We start from the raw sequence: 24,013 nt of genomic DNA, 5'->3' as shown, positions 1-24,013 counted from the left end.
ACCGAAGTACCGCCATGACCTGGCGGTTTTTCTGAAACTGAAACTAGACGACCGGTCTAGTAGTTAGGAGTAATCATGAATACCATGCTTGAACTGATGCACCAGCACCGCAGCTCGCGCAGTTACCGCGACACGCCGATCGCGCCACAGCTGCTTGACGCCATTCTGGATGCCGCCTATCGCGGCCCGACCTCGATCAACGGCCAGCAGGTTTCGCTGGTGGTGGTGCAGGATGCCGCCCGCAGGCAGCGCATTGCCGAGATTGCCGGTGGCCAGCCGTGGATTGCCAAGGCTCCGGTATTTGTGACCGTGCTGGTGGATTTTCACAAAACTGCCGCCGCGCTGGCCAAGGCCGGGGTCGAGCAGCAGATCCAGCAGAGCGTCGAAGGTTTTGGCGTGGGCGCAGTTGATGCAGGGATTGCTTTGGGTAATCTGATGACTGCCGCGCGGGCAGCCGGTCTGGGCGTAGTACCCATTGGGGGTATCCGGCGCGATCCGCAGGCAATGATCGAACTACTCGATCTGCCGGCAAATACCTTCCAGATTGTCGGTTTGGCGCTGGGTTACATCGAGGAGGAAAGCCCGCTGAAACCGCGGCTGCCGCGCGAGAGTTTCGTGCATCACGAAACCTACCAGTCGCAGCTAATCCGCCCGAGCATCGATGCCTACGATGCAACCCTGGTGCAATACTGGCAGGATATCGGCCGGCCGGATGGCAAGAACTGGTCGGACAATACCGCGCAGTTCTACCAGCAGATCTATTTCCCCAAGGTTGCCCCGGTGGCGCGCCGGCAGGGCTTCGGCTTCGAGCAGTAGGCAAAGGACATATTTCCCTTGGACGGGCAGGGCGCTGGCGCTAAGCTGGCGGCCTTGCCTTTCCCTGGAATTGGAATTTGCTCATGCATCGAACTATCTATCTGCTGCGCCATGGCCAGACGGCGTTCAATACCGAGCGCCGCATGCAGGGGCATTGCGATTCACCGCTGACCGAGCTGGGGCTGGCGCAGGCGCGCGCAATGGGGCTAACCCTCAAGCGCGAGCTGGACAATCCGCAATCCTGGGCCATCCTGTCCAGTCCCTTGCCGCGTGCCCGGCATACGGCACGCCTGGTGGCGGCAGAGCTGGGCTTGCCGGCAGACCAGATCACCATCGATGCGCGGCTGATCGAAGTGAGCTTCGGCGAATGGGAGCAGCGCTGCGTTCCCGAAGTATTCGCGCAGCATCCGGCGCTGGAGCAGCTGCCCGACTGGTATTTTCACGCCCCGGGCTGCGAGCCCTATGCGCAGATCGTGGCCCGTATCGAACACTGGCTGTCCGATCCACAGCTACCCGAGCGGATGATCGTGGTGGCGCATGGCCTGCTGGGACGGATTTTCCGCGGTGTGTACGCCCGCATGGCGCAGGCGGAACTCTGGCAGCAGGATATGCCGCAAGACGCCTTTTTCCGGCTGCAGGGCGGGCGTATTGAGCGCATCAGCTGTCTCTAACCCGTTTCATTAACTGCGGCTATTCGGCTGCTTGTAGTGTATCTGGCCAAGGGGCGCTATTTTGTTGGATTGTGTGCCTATACCCTGCATTTTGGCATTGAAGGGTACAGTGGCATCGCTACACCTTAGCCGGCCGGCTGGCTGCAGGCGCGCAGGCGCTCGCTGTTGCTGCGTATCCAGCCTGGCACGGCTTCGATGTCCAGCCATTCGCCAATCAGCGGGCCGCTGCCGCTGGCACAGCCGAGCTGCAGCAGTGTCTGCCATTGCAGCGGGTCACTGATGCCTTCAGCCAGGCTGTGGATATTCAGCTTGCGGGTGATCAGCAGCAGTCCTTCCAGCAGGATCTGGGTGAATTCGCGCGCAGTGGCGCGCTGGATGAACAGCGGATCGAGCAGGATCTCGTTGAAAGGGGCGTAGCCCAGCCCCAGCTGGTCGAGCCAGCCCACCCCATGCAGTGAGCCGCGGATGCAGATATTGCAGTTTTGCAGCCGTAACTGGCTGATGCTCATCAGCAAAGGCACATTCAAGGGATGGGTTTCTTCTTCGACCAGCAAACTGACTGCAGTCGGGGGCAGATCCAGTGCGTGCAGTTCATTAAGCAGCAAAGCCGGGAACAAGCGTTGCAGCAGCAGCCGCTGGGGCACGGGAATGCGCAGGGTGAGCTTCAGCCCGCGGCTGCGCAGGTGCTGAATGTGTCGCAAGGCCGGGCGGATCAGGGTATCCAGCAGTAACTGCTCGCTGACGGAGGCAGGGATCTGCGGATAGATGTTGCTGGCCCGGATCAGTTGCGGGCCCGTATGCCAGAATGGTTCGGCCAGCAAGCCCTGCACCATGCCATTGCCCAGTGCAACATGGGGCAGGTAGCGCAAATTGACCGCCGTGTCGGTGAACAGCGTACGCAACTCGCTCTCGCTCAGCTCCGGAGCAGGTGAGTCCGGCTGGCTGTGCATGTCTGCTTCGTGCAGTGCCAGGGTCAGTTTTTCGAGGCTGAGCGGTTTTTGCAAGGAGGCGAGGATCCGTACCCGGCTCGATCCCCGCAGCTGCTCAATAGCGGCCAGCAAGGGACCTTCCCGGCTGCTCAGGACAATGACGCTCAAAGGCATGTCCAGCCGGATCAGCTCTTGCAGCAGCCCGAGTCCGTTGAGCCCGGGCATTTCCAGATCAAGTAGCAGCAGATTGGGCGCCACTTCCCCCTGCTTGAGTGCCATCAGCGCCTGCAAGCCGTCTTCGGCAAAGCCCGCGAGCTGCAGTCCGGCCTCGGTACAGATGCGCTTGGCATGCTCGCGTTGTACCGAGGAATCGTCGACGATGTAAACCTGCAGCGAAGTCGGATTGTTCATGATCGCCGCTCGATAATGCCGGGGATGCTGTTCAGCGGAACCACTTCATCCGCAGCCCCGAGACGGATTGCTTCCTTGGGCATGCCGAACACCACGCAGCTCTGCTCATCCTGGGCGTAGGTGCGGGCACCGGCATCGTGCATTTCCTTTAGCCCCCGGGCGCCATCATCGCCCATGCCGGTCATGATGATGCCGATGGCATTGCGGCCGGCGAACTTGGCACCGGAGCGGAACAGTACATCCACAGACGGTTTGTGCCGGCTGACCAGCGGCCCATCGACGACTTCAACCAGGTATTGTGCACCGCTGCGCTTGATCATCAGATGTTTGCCGCCCGGCGCAATCAATGCCAGCCCGCTGCGCATGCGCTCGCCGTTACTGGCCTCCCTGACCTCGATCTGGCAAAGCTCGTTGAGCCGGCGGGCAAACGAGGCGGTGAAGGATTCCGGCATGTGCTGCACGATGGCCAGCGGCGGGCAGGTTGAACCCAGCCGGGTAAGAACCGCTTCCAGTGCCTGCGTGCCGCCGGTCGAGGTACCAAGCAGCACGATGCGTTCGGTGGTCTGGATCATCGCGCCCTGGGTCGGAGGAGCCAGTACCGCATCGGCATTGAGCTTGGGGCGAATCAGACTGGCTGTGGCATCAATCGGGCTTGCCGCCGTTGCCGTACGGATCCGGGACATCACGGCCAGCGAGGCGGCGCGCACCGCCTGCACCAGCGAGGATGAATCATCCTGCAATTGCTGGCGCACCCCCAGCGAGGGTTTGGCCAGAACCTGGATGGCGCCAGCGCGCAAGGCTTCGATTGCCGTTTCGGAGCCCTGTGTCGTCAGTGTCGAGAGGATGACCACGGGGGTCGGGCGCTCGGCCATCAGCTGCTTGAGAAAGCTGATGCCATCCATGCGCGGCATTTCCACATCCAGCACGATCACATCCGGCCATTCGCGGTTCATCCGTTCGCGGGCATACAGCGGATCGCTGGCAGCCCCGATGACCTTGATGCCGGCGGCCTTCTCCAGAATGTCAGTCACTACCTGCCGTACTACTGCAGAATCATCGACTATCAGCACCTTGATCATGCGTCATCCTTGTCCGTAGCGCCGGCAATATGCAGGTGCTTACAGTTTTTTATATACGCCGGGACGCAGAGCCTGCAATCCCGGACACAGCCCCTGCAAGCTTTCCGAATGGGAGACCACCAGATAACCATGATGGGCGATCCGGCTCATGACCCGCTCAATGATGGCCAGCTTGGTTGGAACATCGAAATAGATCAGCACGTTGCGCATGAAAACAATCTGGAAGGGGCCAATGGCCGGCAGGGCCTGTGCCAGATTGACCTGGAGGAAATCGGCTTTCTTGCGCAGGGCCGGATCAATCAGCAGTGTGCCATGCTGGCTGCCAACCCCTTTCAGGCACCAGGCTTTCAGATAGGGCTGCGGGATGCCTTCGGTGCGGGTCAGAGGGTAATGCGCCATGCGGGCCTTCTCGAGAACGGGCAGGCTGATGTCGCTGCCGGTAATGCGCCAGTCGGCATCCAGTCCGCGCACATCGGCCAGCAGCATGGCCAGGCTCCAGACTTCCTCGCCGCTGGAGCACGCGGCACTCCAGATGTGCAGAGGCCGCGAATCAAACTGCTGGCGCACCGTATCGCGCAACCAGTCGAAATGCTTGCTTTCACGGAAAAAAAAAGTTTCATGCGTGGTGAGCAGATCAATCGCCATCTCGCGCTCATGATCTTCCCGCGGATCGCCCAGAATGCGCAGATAGGCTTCATAACTCGACACCTTGCGGGCATTGAGTCGTTTCAGCAGCCGCTGCTGTAGCAGCGGTTTTTTTTCCAGCGGCAGGTTCACCCCGGCCCGTTCACGCATCCAGTTGCTGAAGCGCAGGAAAGTTGCATCATTGAGCTGCATCACCCACCACCGGCAATTCGCCCGGGCCACCTCCCTCGGGATGCTCCCGCAAACTTGCCAGCAGGGTGATTTCTTCCACCGACAGCACCTTGGGCACGTTCAGCAGCACGATAAACCGGTTGTCCACCCGCGCCATGCCGGCGATGAAATCGGTGCGCAGTTTGCTGCCGAATTGGGGGGGTGCTTCGATCTCCTGTTCGCTGATGGCCAGCACCTCGTGCACGGCATCGACCAGAATGCCGATGAGCTGCTGGGTTTCGGTTTCGGGATCATCCACTTCCACGATCACGACACAACTGCGGCGGCCCAGTTCGGTGCGCGGCCGGTTAAAGCGCAGGGCCAGATCGATGACCGGCACCACGGCACCGCGCAGATTCATGACGCCACGGATAAAGTCCGGCATCAGCGGCACTTCGGTCAGGTATTCATATTCCAGAATTTCCCGGATATTGAGAATGCCCATCGCGAAGGTTTCGCCGCCTAGCTGGAACGACAGATACTGTGCCACTTCCGCGGCATGCTCTGCCTGGGCATGCGCGGTCGACTGATCATTCTGACGCTGCAAGGTGAGTGCAGACATGGTGCAGCACCTCCGGCTCAGAAACGCACGAAATCATGTTCGCTGGGCGGCGCCGAAGGGCGTCGGGAGGGCTGGGTCAGCTCCTGGCGACGGGGCTTGCTGCCGCTGGCAGAGCGGCTGCCAGCGCCGTCGATGCGGAAGAAGCTCACTGTTTCCTGCAGGCTTGCAGCCTGCCCGCTGACCTCTTCGGCGGTCGAAGCCAGTTCTTCACTGGACGAGGCGTTCTGCTGCGTTGCGCCATTGATCTGCTGCACCGCGCTATTGATCTGTCCGACTCCGCTGGCTTGTTCATTGGCCGCCGCTGCGATTTCCTGCACCAGATCCGATGTCTTGGTGCTGGAGCGAACGATTTCTTCCAGCAGTGTTCCGGCGCGTTCAGCCAGCGCCACGCTGCTGGAGGCAACCCCGCCGATTTCCTGTGCGGCAATCTGGCTGCGTTCGGCCAGCTTGCGTACTTCGGCGGCGACCACGGCAAAGCCCTTGCCGTGCTCGCCGGCACGGGCGGCCTCGATCGCCGCATTCAGCGCCAGCAGATTGGTCTTGTAGGCAATGTCATCGATGATGCGGATTTTTTCGGCGATCTGGCGCATCGCCAGCACGGTTTCATTGACCGCAGTGCCGCCTTCGGCAGCTTCGCGGGCCGCCTTGCTGGCGATGTTTTCGGTGACCTTGGCATTGTCGTTGGTCTGGTTGATCGAGGCGCTCATTTCTTCGATGGACGATGAGGTTTCCTCGATGCTGGCGGCGGATTCACTGGCGGATTGCGATAATCCCAGCGAGGTGGAAGACAACTGTTGTGCCGCAGCAGACAGGTTGTCGGCGTTGTTCTTCACATCCATGATGATGCCGCGCAGACGCTCGACCATCTGGCTGATGGCATAGGCCAGGCTGCTGTTGTCACCGGGGCGCAGCTTCAGCTCGACATTCAGTTCGCCCTGCGCCATCTCGTTCATGATGCGCGCGACCTGATCCGGTTCCCCGCCCAGGGTGCGTGTCAGCGAGCGGGTGATCAGCCAGGCCGTCACGCCAGCCAGCAGCACCGCAATACCGGCAACCACCATCAGCACGATGGTCAGTGTCGCGAGGGTCTGTTCGACGGATTTGCCGGCCAGTTCATTCAGGTGCGATTGTTCGGCGGACATGCCCAGTAGTGCGGATTTCAATTTTTTCACGATCGGAATTGAATTGCGCATCACCAGAATGCCTTCTTCCGCCTTGTTTTCCGCGCCGAGTTTGAAGGCTTGCTCGATGGCCTGCATGGCCGGTGGTACCTGTTCCCGGATCTGCGCCAGCAGCTCTTTTTCCTTGGCCGTCGCGCCATCGTCGGTCGAAATATCCTCGTCGAGCTTTTTCAGGTTTTCGTAGAAATCCTTCTTGGCCGCTTCATAGCTGGCAACAATCGGCGGAAACACGCTGGTGTCGGTTTCCAGCAGGATGGTGCGATAGTCGATGCGCATGGTGTCCAGTGCCGAATTGGTGTCTTCGGCCATGGCCTTGCGCGGGTTGGAATCATGCAGCATGTAGCTGACCTGATCACTGACCCGGCGCAGCCCGTTCAGCGAAACCATCACGGCCACCACCAGCAGCAGTACCACCAGGCCGAAGCCCAGTGACAGCCGCAGTGCCACACTCATGCTTTTCGTGTTGCCCATTGTTCTCTCCTGTTTCCCAATCGATTTGCAGATTTGTGCGTTGCGCTTGTTATTTGCCAGGCAGGGCCGCCAGCTGCGGATCCCGGTCTTTTTCCAGTCCGTAGCGTGCGCTCTCGCGCATGACCACGTATTGCACCAGTTCGTTGACATCCAGAATCAGTGCCACCTGGCCATTGCCAAGAATGGTCGAACCACCGATCGCCTTCAGGCTGCGGAACAAGTCCCCCAGTGGCTTGATCACTGTCTGGAATTCACCCAGCAGCACATCCACCACCAGGCCAACCTTGCGGTCGCCGATTTGCAGCACCACGACATTGCGCTTGTCGGAAGTGGACGGTTTCAAGTCGAAGAACGTGGCCAGCCGCAGCAGCGGCAGCAGCTCGTTGCGCAGGTTCAGGCAGTTGCTGCTGTCATCCGGATGCATTTCGGGTGGCAGTTCGACGCATTCGACTACGGCTTCCAGCGGCACCACAAACACCGATTCGGCTACCTTGACCATGAAGCCGTCGATGATCGCCAGCGTCAGTGGCAGCCGGATGCGAAAGACCGTGCCGACTTCCAGTTCGGATTCAATGGTGATCATGCCGCGCAGCTGCTCGATGCTGCGGCGTACGACATCCATGCCGACTCCGCGACCGGAAATGTTGGTGATCTGCTCGGCGGTGGAAAACCCGGGCTCGAAAATCAGGGCATAGATTTCCTGTTCGGCAAGTTGTGCATCCGCTGAAATCAGGCCGCGGTCGACGGCTTTTTGCAGAATCCTGTGGCGATTCAGCCCGCCGCCGTCGTCGCTGACTTCGATCACGATACTGCCCGATTCGTGGTAGGCGTTGAGCTGCACAGTGCCCTGGGCCGGCTTGCCACGCGCCAGGCGCACTTCGGCGGGCTCGATCCCATGATCGATGGCATTGCGCACGATGTGCATCAGGGGGTCGCCCAGTTTTTCCACCATTGATTTGTCGAGCTCGGCATCGGCGCCGGAAATCTTCAGCTCGATCTGCTTGCCAAGCTCCTTGGCTACGTCGCGTACTACGCGCGGGAAGCGGTTGAAGATTTCCCCCACCTGCACCATGCGCATCGACAGTGCCCCGGTACGGATCTGCTCGATCAGGTTGCTGATGCCCTGGCTCCATTCCAGCAGGCTGCTGGAACCGGCCTGCTTGGCCAGCAGATTGCCGGCCGCGCCGGCAATGACGAGTTCGCCGATCAGGTTGATCAGCGTATCGAGTTTCTCGGCCTCGACGCGCAGGAAATGCGATTCACCACTTTTCTCTGCCGGCTTGCTCTTTTTCACCGTGGCGGGCCCGTTTTCCGCCGCTACCGGTGTGCCGGATGCTTCAGGCTCCTCTTGGCGCGGGGCTGCCTGCACCTGGGGGCTCCAGCCCAGCTGCTGCCAGGCCGTGGAGGCCGCAGCGAGCATGTCGGGAGGGGTCTCAGCCGCAATGGCCTGCAGATAAGGGCTTGCCTCTGCCACCGGGCAAGCCAGTATGCAGCTGCCCTCGCGGGCGAATTCGAAGACATCGAGCAACTGTTCGCGCGACGTATTGCCTTGCAGGTGCAGGGCGAAGTGCAGGTAGTTGTGTTCCGGATCGAAGCCGCCTGTACCATGCCAATTCTGTGGCAATGGCAGCACCTGGACAATCCGGATCTGGCTGGCGAGATAGCGCAGCAGGGCTGCCGGATCGATGCCATGGTGGAGCAGATCGCCGCTGAGCCCGAGATACAGCAGCCAGTCATGCTGCTCCGGGTCAGCAGTGGCCGGGGCGGTCTGTGCAGGGGCTGTGCGCGCTGCTTGGCTGGGTGATAGGGCAGCGTGAGCATGCAACTCACTCAGGAGCGCCGCACCAGCGGCTTCGTCAGGCATCTGGCCCCCGCGTCCCAGTGCTGCAATCATGGCTTCGAGGTGATCATGGCAGCGCAACAGTACGCTGGCCAATGTGTCGCTCAGTGCCAGTGTGCCGCCCCGCACCTGATCCAGCACGTTTTCCACCTCGTGGGTGAAAGCCACGACCGCGTCCAGTGCAAAGAGGCCGGCCGAGCCCTTGATGGTGTGCACCGTACGGAACAGTGCATTCATGACTTCGGCATCGGCCTGGGCCGTTTCGGCATCCAGCAGGATGGCTTCCATCTGCTGCAGCAGTTCGCGCGCCTCGTCAATAAAGGCCTGCAGACCGGCTTCAATGCTCATGGCTGACTCCTTCGGAAGCAAAGAGCCCGTGCATTCCCAGCACGGACGCGATCTCCAGTACGCAGTCAGACGGATTGACGAACTGCAGGGGGCGCTGACGTGCCTGCGCCTCCTGTTTAAGCCACCACAGCAACTGGATCAGGGAGGAATCGCATTCCTCGACCTGCTGCAGCCCGATTTCCAGCACACCGCCCGCCTCCAGTGCCTCATGCAGCAACTGGTGAGTCTGGCCGATCTGGAAAATCGTCTGCTCATTGTCAAGCGTCAGCATCATTCACTCCACAAGGTTCCATTCAAGATATGGAAGGGTATGCCGCTAGAATTTTTTTGTTTTGGTGCTTACTTGGATATAGGTTGCCATGTATTGTGTTTTTGGCGCCGGGATGGCTTGCCCTGTTCAGACTAGGCTAAGGTTTGGCATGGATCCCTGCTGCAGCGCCGCCAGCACCCTGGGGCAGGGTCATGGCAGGATCAGCTTCTGCACTGCCTGCAGCATCTGCTGCGGCTGGAAGGGTTTGACTACCCAGGCCTTGACGCCGGCTTCCTTGCCGGCATTCATCTTGTCGGCCCCGGATTCTGTCGTCAGCATGATGACCGGTGTGAACTTGTAGGCTGGCAGGGTTTTCATCTGTTTGACGAAGCTGATGCCATCCATATTGGGCATGTTGACGTCGGAAATGACGAGATGGATCTTGCGTCCGTCCAGTTTGGCCAGCGCATCCTTGCCGTCACAGCCTTCGATGACCTCATAGCCGGCGCCTTTGAGTGCCAGTCCGACAACGGTGCGCAGGCTGGATGAATCATCGACGATCAGTATGGTTTTACTCATGGTGCTCCCCGTCGTGTTTGCTCAGAAAAAGGTCACGCCTGACGCCCCAGCGGCCGCGCCGCCATGCGCGGGATGCTGGTGCTGTTCCAGCGTCGTGTAGCTGGCGCGCAGGGTGCGGATCCACTCGTCAACATTCTGGCTCGCCAGGGTGTTGCGGCTGGCGGCATCCGCCAGTTTTTGCATGTCGGCACTCAGGTGCCCGAGTATCTGGCTGACGCGATCCTGGAATTGCAGATTGACCATGACCTCGGTGATGTCCTGCTCGACACGCTGGCTGGTGCCGCGCATGCTGTCGAGATCGGCCGAAAGCAGGGATGAGGCCTGGGTGAATTGCTCCAGCACCCGGTGAATGGTGTCGTTGCTCTGGGTAATGAGTTGCTGATCTCGGCTGGCCAGCGCGCTGCTTTGCGTGAGGATATTCCGCATGGCAGCGCCGATGGTCTCGACTTTCTCCCGGATGTGCTTGCCGGTGTCGCCCGAGAGGGTCGAGAGCTTGCGCACTTCGTCGGCAACGACCGCAAAGCCGCGGCCGGCTTCACCGGCGCGGGCGGCCTCGATGGCGGCATTCAGGGCCAGCAGATTGGTCTGGCCGGCAATCTGGGCCACGTCGCTGGCCATGCGCTGCAGTTCGGCCATGAAACCGGCCATCGCACTGATTTCAGTCTGGAATTGTTGCCTTTCCTGCGAGCCTTCGGCCAGCCGCGCAAAAATGGCCAGCAGTTCCTGCTCGCCGCGTTCGATGATGGTGACGATCTGCCGTGAGCCATGCTGCTCGCTGCCCAGAGCCTGTTTCAGCTGCTCGAGAATGTCACCAAAGCGCAGAACGAGTTCATTGGCGGCCGTTTCGGTCTGGTCGCGTGCCAGCGCAAGATTGTGCTCCCAAAGTGGAAGCAGTTGGCCCAGCAGGCGCTCGGCGCTGCCGGAGTCCGGCTGTTCGCGGGTGACGGCGGTGGTCACGAGCTCGGGAACGGCATTGTCGCTGACAGTGGTGTTCGCCCCGATCAGCATGTACAGGCCGCTGGCCGCGCCCAGTGCGGCCAGCACCCAGGCCGACACACCACTGCCAAGCCAGAGCGGGGCAATCACCGCAATGGCAGTGCACAGCAGTTGGGCAATGAAGCGGGAAGTGACCGGCATGAAGACTCCGAGATGGCTGACACGGGTATAGTCCAGCCTAGTCAAATCCCTTGCCATTACAAGGATATGCCAGAAAGGTGTGTGTTATGCAGTCAGGATTTACTGGGTATGTGGTTGCATTTGGCGAATTAACTGGATTTCAGGCTAATACGGGGCGTTGTATTTAGAAGAAGCGGATCTGGCGCTGTGCCAGCTGGATTTGCAGCTGCTCGGCGTAAGCCTGTTCGCGGCGTTGCAAGTCATGCTGGAGATGGGCTGCGGCAATGTGTCGGCAGAACACGTCGCCGTTGGCCGGATTGGCAACGATCTTGCGCGCGAGCTGTTCACCCACATCGGCTGATTGCACCGGGATGCGTTCCGCCCGCAGCCAGTTATAGGTGAAGTCGATATTCTGTATTCCGACATTGTGCAGCAGGCACGGCAGGATTTGCGCGCCGCCGAAGACCTTGGCAACCAGCCGTTGCTTGCTGCAACCGGCCTTGAGCATGGCGTTGACCAGTAGTTCCAGCGAGGCCATTCCCGAGAGTTCGCGATCCGTGGCCGAGGTGTGATCGCGACGAATGTCCGGCAGGATGAAATGGTTCATCCCCATTGCCTGCCGTTTGGCGTCGTACAGGCAAACAGAAATGCACGAGCCCAAGAGGGTTGCGATCGGTCGCGCCGTCTCTACAGCAACCTCACCGGCATGAATGACTCTGGCCAGCTTTTCCAGCTGGCGCGGACTCTGATAGTGCAGCGGATGGGCTGGCGCAGGCGAGGGGGGCATCCGGTAAGTCCGCTGCACGTGATGCTGTAGCATAGAAAAAAAAGCCACGCCGTGTCGGGCGTGGCATCGGATGGCTGGCCGCCTTGACAGGGGCACAGCAATGCTCAGCGGGTCACCGGCTTGTAGCGGATTCGCTTGGGTTTGGCACCTTCTTCACCCAGACGTTTCTTCTTGTCGGCTTCGTATTCCTGATAGTTGCCGTCGAAGAATGTCCACTGTGAATCGCCTTCGGCCGCGAGGATGTGCGTGGCGATCCGGTCGAGGAACCAGCGGTCGTGCGAGATCACGAACACCGTTCCCGCATATTCCAGCAGTGCGTCTTCCAGCGCGCGCAGGGTTTCCACGTCCAGATCGTTGGACGGTTCATCCAGCAGCAGCACATTGCCGCCCTTGAGCAGCGTCTTGGCCAGATGCAGGCGGCCGCGTTCACCGCCAGACAACATGCCGACCTTCTTCTGCTGGTCGCCGCCCTTGAAGTTGAAGCGGCCAAGGTAGGCGCGGCTGCTCATTTCGAACTTGCCGACCTGGATCATTTCGAGACCGCCGGCCACGTCTTCGAACACGGTCTTGTCGGCTTCCAGTCCTTCGCGGGTCTGTTCGACAAAGGCCATCTGCACGGTCTGGCCAATCTTCACGCTACCTGCATCCGGCTGTTCCTTGCCGGCAATCATCTTGAACAGGGTCGATTTACCGGCGCCGTTCGGGCCGATGATGCCGACGATGGCACCCGGCGGGGCCTTGAAGCTCAGGTTGTCGATCAGCAGGCGATCACCAAAACCCTTGGAGACGCCTTCGAATTCGATGACTTCATTGCCCAGGCGCTCGGCGACCGGAATGAAGATCTCCTGCGTCTCGTTGCGTTTCTGGGTTTCGTAGCTGGAAAGCTCTTCAAAGCGGGCAATCCGTGCCTTGGATTTCGCCTGACGCCCCTTGGGGTTCTGGCGCACCCATTCCAGTTCCTGCTTCATGGCCTTGGCGCGGGCGGCTTCGGATTTGGCTTCTTGTGCCAGACGGGCTTCCTTCTGCTCCAGCCAGCCGGAGTAGTTGCCTTTCCACGGAATGCCTTCGCCGCGGTCGAGTTCCAGAATCCATTCGGCCGCGTTGTCGAGGAAGTAGCGATCATGGGTGACGGCCACTACGGTACCGGGGAAGCGCACCAGGAATTGCTCCAGCCATTCAACTGATTCGGCGTCCAGGTGGTTGGTCGGCTCGTCAAGCAGCAGCATGTCCGGCTTGGACAGAAGCAGCTTGCACAGGGCCACGCGGCGCTTTTCACCACCGGAGAGCAGGCCGATCTTGGCATCCCAGGGCGGCAGGCGCAGCGCGTCTGCAGCCAGTTCCAGCTGCAGTTCGACATTGTCGTTGGCGCCAGCGGCGATGATGGCTTCAAGTCGTGCCTGTTCTTCGGCCAGCTTGTCAAAGTCGGCATCCGGGTCGGCATAGGCCGCATAGACTTCGTCCAGACGCTTCTGCGCATCCATCACTTCGCCCATGCCGCTTTCGACTTCCTCGCGCACGGTCTTTTCCGCGTCGAGCTGCGGCTCCTGCGGCAGGTAGCCGATGTTCAGGTTCGGCTGCCACTGCACCTCGCCTTCGTATTCCTTTTCCACGCCGGCCATGATTTTCAGCACGGTCGACTTGCCCGCGCCGTTCAGGCCCAGCAGGCCGATCTTGGCGCCGGGAAAGAAGGAGAGGGAAATATCCTTGATGATCTGGCGCTTGGGCGGAACGATCTTGCTCACGCGCAGCATCGACATCACGTATTGGGCCATGAAGCTTTGCCTTGATAGGTTGGGATTGCAAACCCGCAGATTCTAGGCGCTGTTGGCTCCAGATTCAATTTGCACGGCGCGCCAGCCTTCGCATTTCAGTCGGCTGCGGCCTTGTCCCGTCGTGTGGCTGAGCAGGAAAACGGCAAGCTCGGGCCGCGCTGGCGGGTGGAGTGGCTCCTCCGAGCCTGGGCGGCAGGTATGCGATGGATCACCAATTACATGCGATCATTTTTTGATATACGGTGTTTGGTATTTAGCGCGCCGCCAGGGGCCGATTGCGGGCGGAATGCAACGCCAGCACTGTAAGGCTGGACGAAACTCTGTAAGGGTCGCACAATAGCCGATTGACTAGCCGCCCGTAGATGGCGGTTCGAGGCAGGCCATGAGCCGGCCCGATTGAGGATGGAGTTCTTTTGCTGTTGATGTGTCCCGTCTGGCCGCCTGTCTGCCGGCGGGCTGCCTCTTGCGCGCCGCCTTGCATCGGTGCGCTGGCTTGTCTGCGCTTTTCCTTCCCCTCAAGTTCCTTCCTTGCCGCCTGCCCGTGGGGCGGGCTGGTCCATGCCCGGACCGCTCCGATGCATTGGACGGTGATCCTGCCTGATCGGCGGGTAGCCACTTGACCCCGGATGGGAACCCATCCGGGGCTTTTTTTGTCTAGCCGGGTTGGCTTGGGCGTTACGCGCGTGGCAGGCTAGAATCTTGCCAGGCTCCGCATCGGGGCTGGCGTACAGGGAATGCACAAAATTCATGGAATACCTCTTACTGCTGGGGCTGGTTTTGCTCAATGGCGTCTTTGCCATGTCGGAAATTGCGCTGGTGACGGCCCGCAAGGCACGGTTGGCCAAAGCGGCTGAGGCGGGTGACCGCGGCGCCCAGCTGGCTCGCAAGCTGGGGGAGGATCCGACGAAATTCCTTTCCACCATCCAGATCGGCATTACCTCGATCAGCCTGCTCAACGGCATTGTCGGTGAGGCGGTGCTCGCTGCCCCGCTGGCGCAGTGGCTGATGCTCGAAGGGGTGGCCGAAAAATGGGCCCATCCCCTGGCAACGGCACTGGTGGTGATCGTGGTGACGTATGTTTCGATCGTGCTGGGTGAGCTGGTGCCCAAACGGCTAGGGCAGATCAGCCCAGAGCGGATTGCCCGGCTGGTGGCCTGGCCGGTGCAGCTGCTCGCGAGCATTACCCGCCCGTTTGTCTGGCTGCTGACCGCGTCCACGCACGCGGTGCTGCATCTGCTGCGCGTGCGCCATGATGCGCAGCCTGGGGTAACCGAAGAAGAAATCGAAGCCCTGCTGGCAGAAGGTTCCCAGGCCGGCGTGATCGAAGCCCAGGAGCATGCCATCGTGCGCAATGTGTTCCGTCTGGATGATCGTCTGCTCGGCTCGCTGATGACGCCGCGCGCCGATCTGGTTTATCTTGATCTTGATGATCCGCTGGAGCGGAACCTGCAACGGATCGAGGCGCACAACTTCATGCGTTACCCGGTTTGCCGCGGTGGACTGGACAATTTGCTCGGTGTGCTGGATGCCCGCCAGTTGCTGGCCGCCCAGTTCAAGGGGCTGAATGGTGCTTTGCCCCTGGATCAGCTGCAGACATGCGATTTCGTCCCGGAAAGCCTCAGCGGGATGGCGCTGCTGGAACAGTTCCGCGGCGCCGCACTGCCGATGGCCTTTGTCGTCAATGAATATGGTGATCTGGAAGGGCTGGTGACCTTGCAGGATTTGCTGGAGGCGATGACCGGCGAATTTCACGCGCAAGGCAGCGACGATGTCTGGGCCGTGGCGCGGCAGGATGGCTCATGGTTGCTGGAGGCGGCGATGCCGATCCCCGAACTCAAGGATCTGCTGGGGCTCAAGCAGATCCCCGATGAGGACCGCGCGCGCTACCATACCCTGGGGGGCATGGTCTTGCAGCTGCTGGGACGGATTCCGGCGACAGGCGAATGTTGCGAATGGGAAGGGTGGGTGCTGGAGGTGGTCGACATGGACGGCCCGCGCATCGACAAACTGCTGGCTCGCCGAATGACCAAACCGGAGCAAGGATCCCCGTCACCGCAATAGAAAAGGCCCCGCACCTGGCGGGGCCTGCGCACAGCGAGTTAAACCCGTCTGTTAGTGTTGGGTCGAAGCCCCGCTGCTCTTCTTGGCGGCGGTCTTCACGGCATCTGCAGTGGCGGTCGAGGCGGCTTTCACCGATGCATCGGCGAAGTCGGCAACTTGCTTGGCGGCCTTGGTCAGGCTGTCAACGGCTGCGGCGGTTGCTTGCACGGTGGACTTCACCGCGGCAACAGCCACGTCAGTGCCAGCCGGAGCGGATTTCACAAAGCGATCCAGACCTGCCACGGCATTCTTGTTGAAGAACGTGGTGCGTTCTTCGACCAGCTTGGTGAATTCCGCCTGGGCTTGCGAGGCGATTTCGTACACATTGCGGTAGAAGCCCATGGCTTGTTCTACAGCGGCTTCGTTCAGCTTCTGGCTCAGGGCCACGGCTTCCTGGGCATCCTTGACCTGGGCGAAGGATTTGGCCGACTTGGCGCTGTCTTCCAGCAGGTTCTTGGCGGTTTCGATTTGCAGTTTGCCCAGACGCTCGGTGGTATCGAACGAGATGCGTGCAAAACGCAGTGCCGTTTCAACCTGTTCGGTGGCAAAATCATGGAATTGCTGTTGTGCGTTGGTGGTCATGGATCGTTTCTCCGTTTCTGGTAAAAGGGTGAGCCGGATCGCGGAAGACCAGGCTTCGCTGCACACCAGTCGTATGTTGCGGTGCACAATGCAAGTCCATTCTGGATAGTCTTTCCCGGGATGTCAATGATTTTTTGTGCACTGCACGATGAATTTGCACTGGGCTAAGTGCATGACTATGCTCAGGATTAGTGAAAGCTAACAAATCTGTACAGGACAGGGATGCCGATATGAGCGGGGACAAGCGTGTAATCAAGAAATACCCGAACCGACGTCTGTATGACACCGATACCAGCTCATACATCACGCTGGCCGATGTGAAACAGCTGGTGCTGGACAACGTGGACATCCAGGTGCTTGACGCCAAGACCGGCGAAGACATCACCCGCGGTGTGCTGCTGCAGATCATCATGGAAGAAGAGTCCGGCGGCATGCCGATGTTCAGCTATGACGTGCTCACGCAGATCATTCGTGTTTATGGCAACACCATGCAGGGGTTGATGGGCAATTACCTGGAAAAGAATCTGCAACTGTTCGCCGAAATGCAGGGGCGCCTGCAGGAGCAGGCCAGCAGCGTAATGAAGGGCGGTGCGCCGGTCTTCAACCCGAATGCGCTGTGGGGTGATCTGATGAAGATGCAGCCGCAGACCATGCAGAACATGATGGGCAATTATCTCGAGAACAGTACGCACCTGTTTGCCGAGATGCAGCAGCAGATGCAGGAGCAGGCCAAGACCCTGTTTGCCGGCTTTACTCCTCCTGCCCAGTCTCCGGCTGCCAAGCCCGAGGAAGCAGCTGCAGCCCCGGCCGAATCTGATCCGGCCAAGCCGCGCCGCCGCAAACCGGCCGCCTGATCAGGCTGCAAAAGGGCGAAACGGGCCGCGCTGCGGCCCGTTTGCCTGTAAGCGGGTATTTTCCTGCCTAACTGACTGATTTATAATGCGCGCCATTCGTTTTCCGGGCATGTCTTGGACATGCCCGTTGTCATTTCTGGAGTAAGCATGTCCGCATCCGCCCCGAAAGTGGGATTTGTCAGCCTCGGCTGCCCGAAGGCTCTGGTTGATTCCGAGCAGATCATCACCCAGTTGCGTGCCGAAGGGTACGACATTTCCCCGTCGTACAATGATGCCGATCTGGTGGTGGTGAACACCTGTGGTTTTATCGATTCCGCTGTGCAGGAATCGCTGGATGCCATCGGCGAAGCGCTGGCAGAGAACGGCAAGGTGATCGTTACCGGCTGTCTGGGCAGCAAGGGCGACGGCGATTTTGTTCGCGACATCCACCCCAAGGTGCTGGCCGTGACCGGTGCGCATGCACGTGACGAGGTGATGAGCCATGTGCACAACCATCTGCCCAAGCCGCATGATCCCTTTATCGATCTGGTGCCCCCGGCGGGCGTGAAACTCACGCCGCAGCACTACGCGTATCTGAAGATTTCCGAGGGCTGCAACCATCGCTGCAGCTTCTGCATCATCCCGTCGATGCGCGGTGACCTGGACAGCCGCCCGATTCACGACGTGCTGCGCGAAGCGGAAAACCTTGCCAAGGCCGGTGTAAAGGAGTTGCTGGTGATTTCGCAGGACACCAGCGCCTATGGCGTCGATGTGAAATACAAGACCGGCTTTCACAATGGCCGTCCGGTGAAAACCCGCATGACCGAGCTGTGTCAGGAGCTGGGGAAGCTGGGGATCTGGACCCGTCTGCATTACGTTTACCCGTATCCGTCTGTAGATGAAGTCATTCCTCTGATGGCGGAAGGTACCCTGCTGCCGTATCTGGATATTCCGTTCCAGCATGCCAATCAGCGCATCCTGAAACTGATGAAGCGTCCGGCCAATGCCGAGAACGTGCTGCGCCGGCTGGAAAAATGGCGCAGCATTTGCCCGGATATCGCAATCCGTTCGACCTTCATCGTCGGTTTCCCGGGCGAAACCGAAGCCGAATTTAATGAATTGCTCGATTTTCTGGATGAAGCGCAGCTCGACCGCGTGGGCTGCTTTACCTACTCACCGGTCGAGGGGGCGACTGCCAACGATCTGCCTGACCACATCGACCCCGAGCTGGCCGAAGAACGCAAAGCCCGGTTCATGGAGCGCCAGGCTGCGATCAGTGCCGCCAAGCTGCAGGCAAAAATCGGGCGTGAATTCACCGTGCTGGTCGATGAGGTTGTCGAAGAAGGTGCCGTGGCCCGCACCTACGCGGATGCGCCGGAAATCGATGGCCAGGTCTTTATCGACGCGCCGCAGGCTGGCGTGAAGGCGGGTGATTTCATCAAGGTGCGCATCACCGATGCCGATGAATACGATCTGTGGGCGGATCAGATCGCATGACGCTGGATCAGTCCTACGAGCGGCGCTTTGGCGGGATTGCCCGGCTGTACGGTCATGCCGCGCTGGCCAGGTTCCGCGCGGCCCACGTGGTGGTGATCGGTGTTGGCGGGGTCGGCTCCTGGGTGGCCGAGGCGCTGGCACGTTCCGGGGTCGGCCGGCTGACCCTGATCGATCTGGATGATATCTGCGTGTCCAATACCAATCGGCAGCTGCCGGCACATGACGGCAATTTCGGGCGGATGAAAGTCGCGGCACTTGCCGAGCGCATCCTCGCGATCAACCCCGAGTGTGTCGTGAGCTGCATCGAGGACTTTATTGCTGCCGACAATTTCGCCGAGCATCTGGCTGGCCAGCCCGATTGCGTGGTCGATGCCATCGATTCGGTGCGCACCAAGGCGGCGCTGATCGCCTGGTGTCGCGATCACCGGCTGAAGATCATCACGACCGGCGGTGCAGGCGGCCAGATCGATCCGACCCAGGTTTGCGTCGACGATCTCTCGCGCACCACACATGACCCGCTGGCAAGCAAGGTGCGCAGTACCCTGCGTCGCGAGTATGGTTTTGCCAAGGGCGACAAGAAGATGGGAGTCGAGATTGTCTATTCGACCGAACAATTGCAGTATCCGCAGCCTGATGGCTCGGTCTGTGCGCAAAAACCGCAGGCCGGCGATGGTCCGGTGAAGCTCGATTGCGCAGGCGGTTTTGGTGCCAGTGTCGCCGTAACGGGTACTTTCGGCTTTGTTGCCGCGGCACAGGCATTGAAGCACTTGGTAAAGACGTGAGCGAGTATTGCCATGCAGATCTTGATGGATAAGGCTTGCAGTCATATACCTATAAAAGCGGCGCCGAAGGCGCCGTTTTTCATGGAGCAGGGCAATTTCATAATCAGGGATGCACTCGCAAGGGAATCCGCCGGTTGCCAAAACAGCCCGTGTACGGCTTGAAGCGTCCGGGCAGGGCTGTGCCACACGCCAGGCAATGGCCATGCTCGTCCAGTTGGTAGGCCGTGATGCTGTAACCGCAGCGTTCGATCACGACCGAGTGGCAGCCCGGGCAGTGGGTGGTGCCACCATCGCGGGTGTGGACATTGCCGGTGTACACGTAGTGCAGGCCACAATCGTGGCCGATCTGCTGCGCCAGCTCCAGCGTGCTGGCCGGCGTGCTGCAGCGATCAGTCAGCCGGTAGTCGGGATGAAAGGCGGTGAAGTGCAGTGGCACTTCCGGCCCCAGTTCGCGGGCGATCCACTGGCAGAGCTGGCGCAGTTCATCCGGATTATCGTTCGCCTGTGGGATCAGCAACGTGGTGATTTCCAGCCAGCATGCGGTTTCGTGGTGTACGTAGGCCAGGGTGTCGAGAACGGGTGCGAGTCGGGCACCGCAATACTGCTTGTAAAATGCCTCGCTGAAGCCTTTCAGGTCGATGTTGGCGGCATCCATTGCGGCGTAGAACAGCTGCCGTGGCCCGGGGTTGATGTAGCCAGCCGTGACCGCCACGGTCTGGATGCCCTGTGCGTGGCAGGCATCGGCCACGTCGAGCGCATATTCGGCAAAAATGACCGGGTCGTTGTAGGTGAACGCTACGCTATGGCAGCCCAGCTCGCCTGCGAGTCTCGCGAGTTGCTGGGGGTTGGCCTGATCCTGCAGCCGGTCGAGCTCCTTCGAGTGCGAGATATCCCAGTTCTGGCAGAACTTGCAGGCGAGATTGCAGCCGGCGGTACCGAACGACAATACCCTGCTGCCGGGGTAGAAGTGATTGAGTGGCTTTTTCTCGATCGGGTCGACGCAGAAGCCGGACGAACGCCCCCAACTGGTGAGCTCGATCGCATCGCCATGCCGTTCGCGGATCAGGCAGGCGCCATGCTGACCCTCTTTCAGTTTGCAGTCCCGCGGACAGAGATCGCATTGCAGTCGACCATCGTCAAGCCGGTGAAACCAGGCTTGTCCGGCGCGTAATCCGCGGCTCAGTGGGGCGCTTCCAGCCATTTCTGCACCGAATAGCGGGCAAAGCGCAGGGAGGCAGTCTGATGGTCAGGTGCCAGGCCGGCTTTCATTTTCAGATGAGCCAGGAAGTCGGCTGGCTCGGGAATCTGGTGCCACACCTGGGGCAGGAAAGTGGCCTGCTGCTGGCCGTGATACAGAATCAGGCCGTCGGTGTGCGGGCGCAACTGAGCCAATAGATCGGCTTCATCTCGGAAACTCAACGGCTCGGCGACGCTCAGTAGCGAAACTTCGATGCGGGTTAGCGGCAATTCGGCAGCCAGCAGTGAAGGAAAGCGCGGATCGCGGGTGGCCGCGGCGATGGCATTCTGGCTGACGTCTTCACCCAGTGTGCGCCAGGCCTGAAGTGAACCAATGCACCCGCGCAGTTGCTTGTGCTGGGTGAGGGTGACAAATGATGCCGCGGGTATCTTCAGGTAATCAAGATCTGGCAGTGGATCTGGCGCTATACCAGTGATATGAGCATGAATGCTGTGCCGGGCGAGGCGCAGCAATTGGGCGCCTTCGGTATCAGTGAATGGTGTCATGATGTTCCTCGCAATATGCCAGCGCGGCGTAGCCAACGACACGCTGCCGGTCGCCGGCGGTGTCGCCTGAGTTGCGGTAGTCCAGCAGGTGTCCGGTAAGCTGGTGTTGCCGGATGCACTGTAGCAGTCCGGCAATCGGGATGGCACCACAAGCCTGGTCACCGTCCAGATCAGCATCGCCACGCAGAATCTGCTGCAGGGTTGCCCGATCCTTCTGGCGGGCATGGTCGTAGCTCAGGTAGTGCGACAGATCGCTGCTGATGACGATCAGCGTGCCGCTATCCCCCCAGAGCTGCTCCAGTGCTTCGGCCATGGCGCTCGCTGTGGTGTGGCCGGCCAGCAAGGGGGTGAGCGTGAATTCGGGCAGAATGTGCTGCAGAAACGGGAGCTGGACTTCCAGTGAATGCTCGAGCTGATGCGGGAGGTCGCTGAGCGTTGTCTGTGCGGTCAGGGCTGCCGGGGCTTGCAGCGGAATTTCGCCCAGTGGCGTGCTGAAAATTCCTGTCGCTGGCACGCACAGCCCCGAGAAAGCAACCCGATGTGCCGGGCCGGCCAGAACAACCCGCTGGTACGTGTGGGCAAACGGCTGCAGGGTGCTGTAGGCGCAAGCAGCTACGGCTGCGGAGTACTGATAACCCGCATGCGGCACAATCAGTGCTTTGGGCGCGCAGGCGAGTTGTCGCTGATTTTCAGCCAGCAGCTGGCTGATGGTGTCATAGAGCAGATTGGCTTGCGCGGGGTAGAAGATACCCGCAACAGCAGGAAGTCGACGGCTGGGCATGCTGTGCTCCGGTCTTCCGGGTCATGCTGCAGTCTGGTGGGGTACGCTGGCAGGGAGCAAGCAGGTCAGTGATTCGGGATGGATGACTGGTAGTAATAAAAAAACAGGGGGCATAGCCCCCTGTTTTTGTGTGCGGATCAGTACGCAGCCAGCTTATTGCTCGCCAACGATCACGATCTTCACGGACACGACGACGTCGTGGTGCAGAGCCAGAGCGATTTCGTACTCGCCGATGGCCTTCAGCGGACCTTCCGGCAGACGAACTTCGGTCTTCTTCACGTCGGTGCCGGCAGCAGTGATCGCGTCAGCGATGTCCTGGGTACCAACGGAGCCGAACAGACGGCCATCAACACCGGCCTTCTGAGCCAGAGTGAAGGAGGCGTCAGCCAGCTTTTCAGCGCGAGCCTGGGCTGCAGCCAGGACTTCAGCCTGACGAGCTTCCAGTTCGGCGCGGCGGGCTTCGAATTCAGCCAGATTGGCTTCGTTGGCGCGCTTGGCCTTGCCTTGCGGGATCAGGAAGTTACGGGCGTAACCATCCTTAACCTTGACTACATCACCCAGTTGACCCAGGTTAGCCACTTTTTCGAGCAGAATGATTTGCATGACTTGATTCCTTTCCTGTCTTAGTGCTGGTCGGTGTACGGCAGCAGGGCCAGGAAGCGAGCCAGCTTGATCGCGGTGGACAGCTGACGTTGATACTTCGCCTTGGTACCAGTGATGCGGGCGGGGATGATCTTGCCGTTTTCAGCAATGAAATCCTTCAGCAGGGCTACATCCTTGTAGTCCACTTCCTTGATGCCTTCGGCGGTGAAGCGGCAGTATTTTTTCCGCTTGAACAGATTACGTTGGGACATGGTCTTTCCTTGATTCAGAAAATTCGTATTCGTCGATATGCATAACTAGTCTGTCGGGCTGGCGGTGATTCAGTGCAGCGAGAAAGCCTTTGCATCTGACGGTGCTGTGCACCGGGATGCGGCAGAACTGTTCAGCTGGTTTGCCGATCACCACGATTTTCACGACACATTTTACTTTGCGGGTCAGCCCCGCTTCGTGCTGTTCCGATTCATGCAGCAGCTCGCCTTCCACGATGGGGATGCCAGCCGGGGTCTGCCGAAGCGTCAGTACCGTGTCGAGTATGCCTTCCAGTAAGATCCGGTTACGCAAGGGCTGGCCTGGATCAGGCAGCCTGCTCTTCGCTGGCAGCGGTCAGCGACTTGGACTTTTCTTCCTTCATCATCGGGGAAGCTTCAGTCACAGCCACTTCCTTCTTCAGGGTCAGGTGACGCAGAACAGCGTCATTGAACTTGAAGGCGTGTTCCAGCTCGTCCAGGGTGTCCTGGCCGATTTCCACGTTCATCAGAACGTAGTGAGCCTTGTGAATTTTCTGGATCGGGTAAGCCAGTTGACGACGGCCCCAGTCTTCCAGGCGGTGGATGACACCGTTAGCGCCAGTGATCAGGCTCTTGTAGCGCTCGATCATTGCGGGCACTTGCTCGCTTTGATCGGGGTGTACGATGAATACAATTTCATAGTGTCGCATGAGAACTCCTTGTGGTTTGACACAGCCTGCCGATTGCGACGTCGGTCAGGCAAGGCGGTAAACCGCGCATTATACTCATGCGCCGCCGTTTGGCTCAAGTGCTTCCTGCGGAGTGATTAGCGTTCGATCAATTTGATCTTGTGATTCACCGATGCCCATTCGGCATGGTCGTCCGGTGGTGCTTTACGCTCGGTGATCGGTGGCCAGGATTTCGCGAGTTCGGCATTCAGTACGATATAGTCGCGATATTGCTCGGGGACTTCGTCCCCGGGGAAAATTGCGTCAACAGGGCATTCGGCCACGCACAGTGAGCAGTCGATGCATTCGTCGGGGTCAATCGCGAGGAAGTTGGGGCCTTCGCGAAAGCAGTCAACGGGGCATACTGCGACGCAATCAGTATATTTGCAGCGCACGCAGGCATCGGTGACGACAAAAGCCATAAAATAATGCTCCAGAAAATACAGGTATCAGCCAGGCAGGACTATGCC

At 60.0% G+C, this 24,013-nt stretch carries 26 protein-coding genes; 6 read left to right on the top strand and 20 right to left on the bottom strand.

The features are described from left to right. Positions 1 to 75: 75 nt before the first annotated feature. The gene (locus INR99_RS09865) at positions 76 to 816 is read left to right on the top strand and encodes an NADPH-dependent oxidoreductase (RefSeq protein ID WP_194116185.1); all 741 of its coding nucleotides are present in this window, start codon (positions 76 to 78) and stop codon (positions 814 to 816) included. 83 nt (positions 817 to 899) lie between these two features. Beyond that, entirely contained in the window at positions 900 to 1,487 is a 588-nt protein-coding gene (locus INR99_RS09860) for a histidine phosphatase family protein (protein WP_194116184.1), read from the top strand. Positions 1,488 to 1,612: 125 nt separating this feature from the next. Here INR99_RS09860 and INR99_RS09855 read toward each other — a convergent pair whose 3' ends face one another. From INR99_RS09855 to ettA, 11 genes are all read right to left on the bottom strand, one after another. Continuing rightward, positions 1,613 to 2,827: an EAL domain-containing protein gene (locus INR99_RS09855; RefSeq protein ID WP_194116183.1), complete on the bottom strand. Its 1,215-nt coding sequence runs from the start codon at positions 2,825 to 2,827 to the stop codon at positions 1,613 to 1,615. After that, the gene (locus tag INR99_RS09850; RefSeq protein ID WP_194116182.1) at positions 2,824 to 3,906 is read right to left on the bottom strand and encodes a protein-glutamate methylesterase/protein-glutamine glutaminase; all 1,083 of its coding nucleotides are present in this window, start codon (positions 3,904 to 3,906) and stop codon (positions 2,824 to 2,826) included. Before INR99_RS09850 ends, INR99_RS09855 begins: the two co-directional genes overlap by 4 nt. Positions 3,907 to 3,945: 39 nt before the next feature. Beyond that, positions 3,946 to 4,743 (bottom strand): CheR family methyltransferase, encoded by a 798-nt coding sequence (locus INR99_RS09845; RefSeq protein WP_194116181.1) that lies wholly within the window; start codon positions 4,741 to 4,743, stop codon positions 3,946 to 3,948. Then, positions 4,730 to 5,323 (bottom strand): chemotaxis protein CheW, encoded by a 594-nt coding sequence (locus INR99_RS09840; RefSeq protein ID WP_194116180.1) that lies wholly within the window; start codon positions 5,321 to 5,323, stop codon positions 4,730 to 4,732. The genes INR99_RS09845 and INR99_RS09840 overlap by 14 nt, the downstream gene beginning before the upstream one ends. A gap of 17 nt (positions 5,324 to 5,340) precedes the next feature. Next, positions 5,341 to 6,975 (bottom strand): HAMP domain-containing methyl-accepting chemotaxis protein, encoded by a 1,635-nt coding sequence (locus INR99_RS09835; protein WP_194116179.1) that lies wholly within the window; start codon positions 6,973 to 6,975, stop codon positions 5,341 to 5,343. A gap of 49 nt (positions 6,976 to 7,024) precedes the next feature. Next, entirely contained in the window at positions 7,025 to 9,163 is a 2,139-nt protein-coding gene (locus tag INR99_RS09830; protein WP_194116178.1) for a chemotaxis protein CheA, read from the bottom strand. After that, on the bottom strand, positions 9,153 to 9,434 hold the full coding sequence (locus INR99_RS09825; protein ID WP_194116177.1) for an STAS domain-containing protein: 282 nt from the start codon (positions 9,432 to 9,434) through the stop codon (positions 9,153 to 9,155). Before INR99_RS09825 ends, INR99_RS09830 begins: the two co-directional genes overlap by 11 nt. A 189-nt stretch (positions 9,435 to 9,623) precedes the next feature. Continuing rightward, complete coding sequence (locus INR99_RS09820) at positions 9,624 to 9,992, bottom strand: response regulator (RefSeq protein ID WP_194116176.1); 369 nt, start codon at positions 9,990 to 9,992, stop codon at positions 9,624 to 9,626. 21 nt (positions 9,993 to 10,013) lie between these two features. Continuing rightward, on the bottom strand, positions 10,014 to 11,129 hold the full coding sequence (locus tag INR99_RS09815; RefSeq protein WP_194116175.1) for a methyl-accepting chemotaxis protein: 1,116 nt from the start codon (positions 11,127 to 11,129) through the stop codon (positions 10,014 to 10,016). Positions 11,130 to 11,292: 163 nt separating this feature from the next. After that, positions 11,293 to 11,895, bottom strand: a complete 603-nt coding sequence (locus INR99_RS09810) for a chemotaxis protein CheD (protein WP_194116174.1) — start codon at positions 11,893 to 11,895, stop codon at positions 11,293 to 11,295. 104 nt (positions 11,896 to 11,999) lie between these two features. Beyond that, positions 12,000 to 13,667: an energy-dependent translational throttle protein EttA gene (ettA, locus tag INR99_RS09805; RefSeq protein WP_194116173.1), complete on the bottom strand. Its 1,668-nt coding sequence runs from the start codon at positions 13,665 to 13,667 to the stop codon at positions 12,000 to 12,002. Positions 13,668 to 14,414: 747 nt separating this feature from the next. On the opposite strand from ettA, the gene INR99_RS09800 reads away from it, so the two are divergent. Further along, positions 14,415 to 15,728, top strand: a complete 1,314-nt coding sequence (locus INR99_RS09800; RefSeq protein WP_194116172.1) for a hemolysin family protein — start codon at positions 14,415 to 14,417, stop codon at positions 15,726 to 15,728. Between the two features lie 51 nt (positions 15,729 to 15,779). Here INR99_RS09800 and INR99_RS09795 read toward each other — a convergent pair whose 3' ends face one another. Continuing rightward, on the bottom strand, positions 15,780 to 16,349 hold the full coding sequence (locus INR99_RS09795) for a phasin family protein (protein WP_194116171.1): 570 nt from the start codon (positions 16,347 to 16,349) through the stop codon (positions 15,780 to 15,782). Between the two features lie 230 nt (positions 16,350 to 16,579). On the opposite strand from INR99_RS09795, the gene phaR reads away from it, so the two are divergent. From phaR to tcdA, 3 genes are all read left to right on the top strand, one after another. Then, complete coding sequence (gene phaR, locus INR99_RS09790) at positions 16,580 to 17,203, top strand: polyhydroxyalkanoate synthesis repressor PhaR (protein ID WP_194116170.1); 624 nt, start codon at positions 16,580 to 16,582, stop codon at positions 17,201 to 17,203. A 147-nt stretch (positions 17,204 to 17,350) separates the two neighbouring features. After that, a complete protein-coding gene (gene rimO / locus INR99_RS09785; protein WP_194116169.1) occupies positions 17,351 to 18,679 on the top strand; it encodes a 30S ribosomal protein S12 methylthiotransferase RimO in 1,329 nt (442 codons plus the stop codon). Further along, positions 18,676 to 19,461 carry a tRNA cyclic N6-threonylcarbamoyladenosine(37) synthase TcdA gene (tcdA, locus tag INR99_RS09780; RefSeq protein ID WP_194116168.1) on the top strand — a complete coding sequence of 262 codons (786 nt, stop codon included), beginning with the start codon at positions 18,676 to 18,678 and terminating at the stop codon, positions 19,459 to 19,461. Before rimO ends, tcdA begins: the two co-directional genes overlap by 4 nt. A 103-nt stretch (positions 19,462 to 19,564) precedes the next feature. On the opposite strand, the gene amrS is transcribed toward tcdA, so the two are convergent. The 8 genes from amrS to fdxA all read right to left on the bottom strand — a co-directional run bounded on the left by amrS (position 19,565) and on the right by fdxA (position 23,965). Further along, a complete protein-coding gene (amrS, locus tag INR99_RS09775) occupies positions 19,565 to 20,662 on the bottom strand; it encodes an AmmeMemoRadiSam system radical SAM enzyme (RefSeq protein ID WP_194116167.1) in 1,098 nt (365 codons plus the stop codon). Then, positions 20,641 to 21,204, bottom strand: coding sequence for an AmmeMemoRadiSam system protein A (gene amrA / locus INR99_RS09770; protein WP_194116166.1), 564 nt, complete (start codon positions 21,202 to 21,204; stop codon positions 20,641 to 20,643). Before amrA ends, amrS begins: the two co-directional genes overlap by 22 nt. After that, positions 21,188 to 21,985: an AmmeMemoRadiSam system protein B gene (gene amrB, locus INR99_RS09765; protein WP_194116165.1), complete on the bottom strand. Its 798-nt coding sequence runs from the start codon at positions 21,983 to 21,985 to the stop codon at positions 21,188 to 21,190. The genes amrA and amrB overlap by 17 nt, the downstream gene beginning before the upstream one ends. 153 nt (positions 21,986 to 22,138) lie before the next feature. Further along, entirely contained in the window at positions 22,139 to 22,588 is a 450-nt protein-coding gene (rplI, locus tag INR99_RS09760) for a 50S ribosomal protein L9 (RefSeq protein ID WP_194116164.1), read from the bottom strand. A gap of 20 nt (positions 22,589 to 22,608) precedes the next feature. After that, the gene (gene rpsR, locus INR99_RS09755) at positions 22,609 to 22,839 is read right to left on the bottom strand and encodes a 30S ribosomal protein S18 (RefSeq protein WP_194116163.1); all 231 of its coding nucleotides are present in this window, start codon (positions 22,837 to 22,839) and stop codon (positions 22,609 to 22,611) included. Continuing rightward, entirely contained in the window at positions 22,826 to 23,149 is a 324-nt protein-coding gene (gene priB / locus INR99_RS09750) for a primosomal replication protein N (RefSeq protein WP_194116162.1), read from the bottom strand. Before priB ends, rpsR begins: the two co-directional genes overlap by 14 nt. Before the next feature lie 13 nt (positions 23,150 to 23,162). Then, positions 23,163 to 23,525 carry a 30S ribosomal protein S6 gene (rpsF, locus tag INR99_RS09745; RefSeq protein WP_194116161.1) on the bottom strand — a complete coding sequence of 121 codons (363 nt, stop codon included), beginning with the start codon at positions 23,523 to 23,525 and terminating at the stop codon, positions 23,163 to 23,165. 116 nt (positions 23,526 to 23,641) lie between these two features. Beyond that, positions 23,642 to 23,965 (bottom strand): ferredoxin FdxA, encoded by a 324-nt coding sequence (fdxA, locus tag INR99_RS09740; protein ID WP_194116160.1) that lies wholly within the window; start codon positions 23,963 to 23,965, stop codon positions 23,642 to 23,644. Positions 23,966 to 24,013 lie beyond the last annotated feature (48 nt).

It is taken from the genome of Chitinilyticum piscinae (genome assembly GCF_015223195.1).
Taxonomy (GTDB): Bacteria; Pseudomonadota; Gammaproteobacteria; order Burkholderiales; family Chitinibacteraceae; genus Chitinilyticum; species Chitinilyticum piscinae.
Note: the sequence above shows the minus strand (reverse complement) of the source record. Positions and strands in the feature narration are given on the sequence as shown.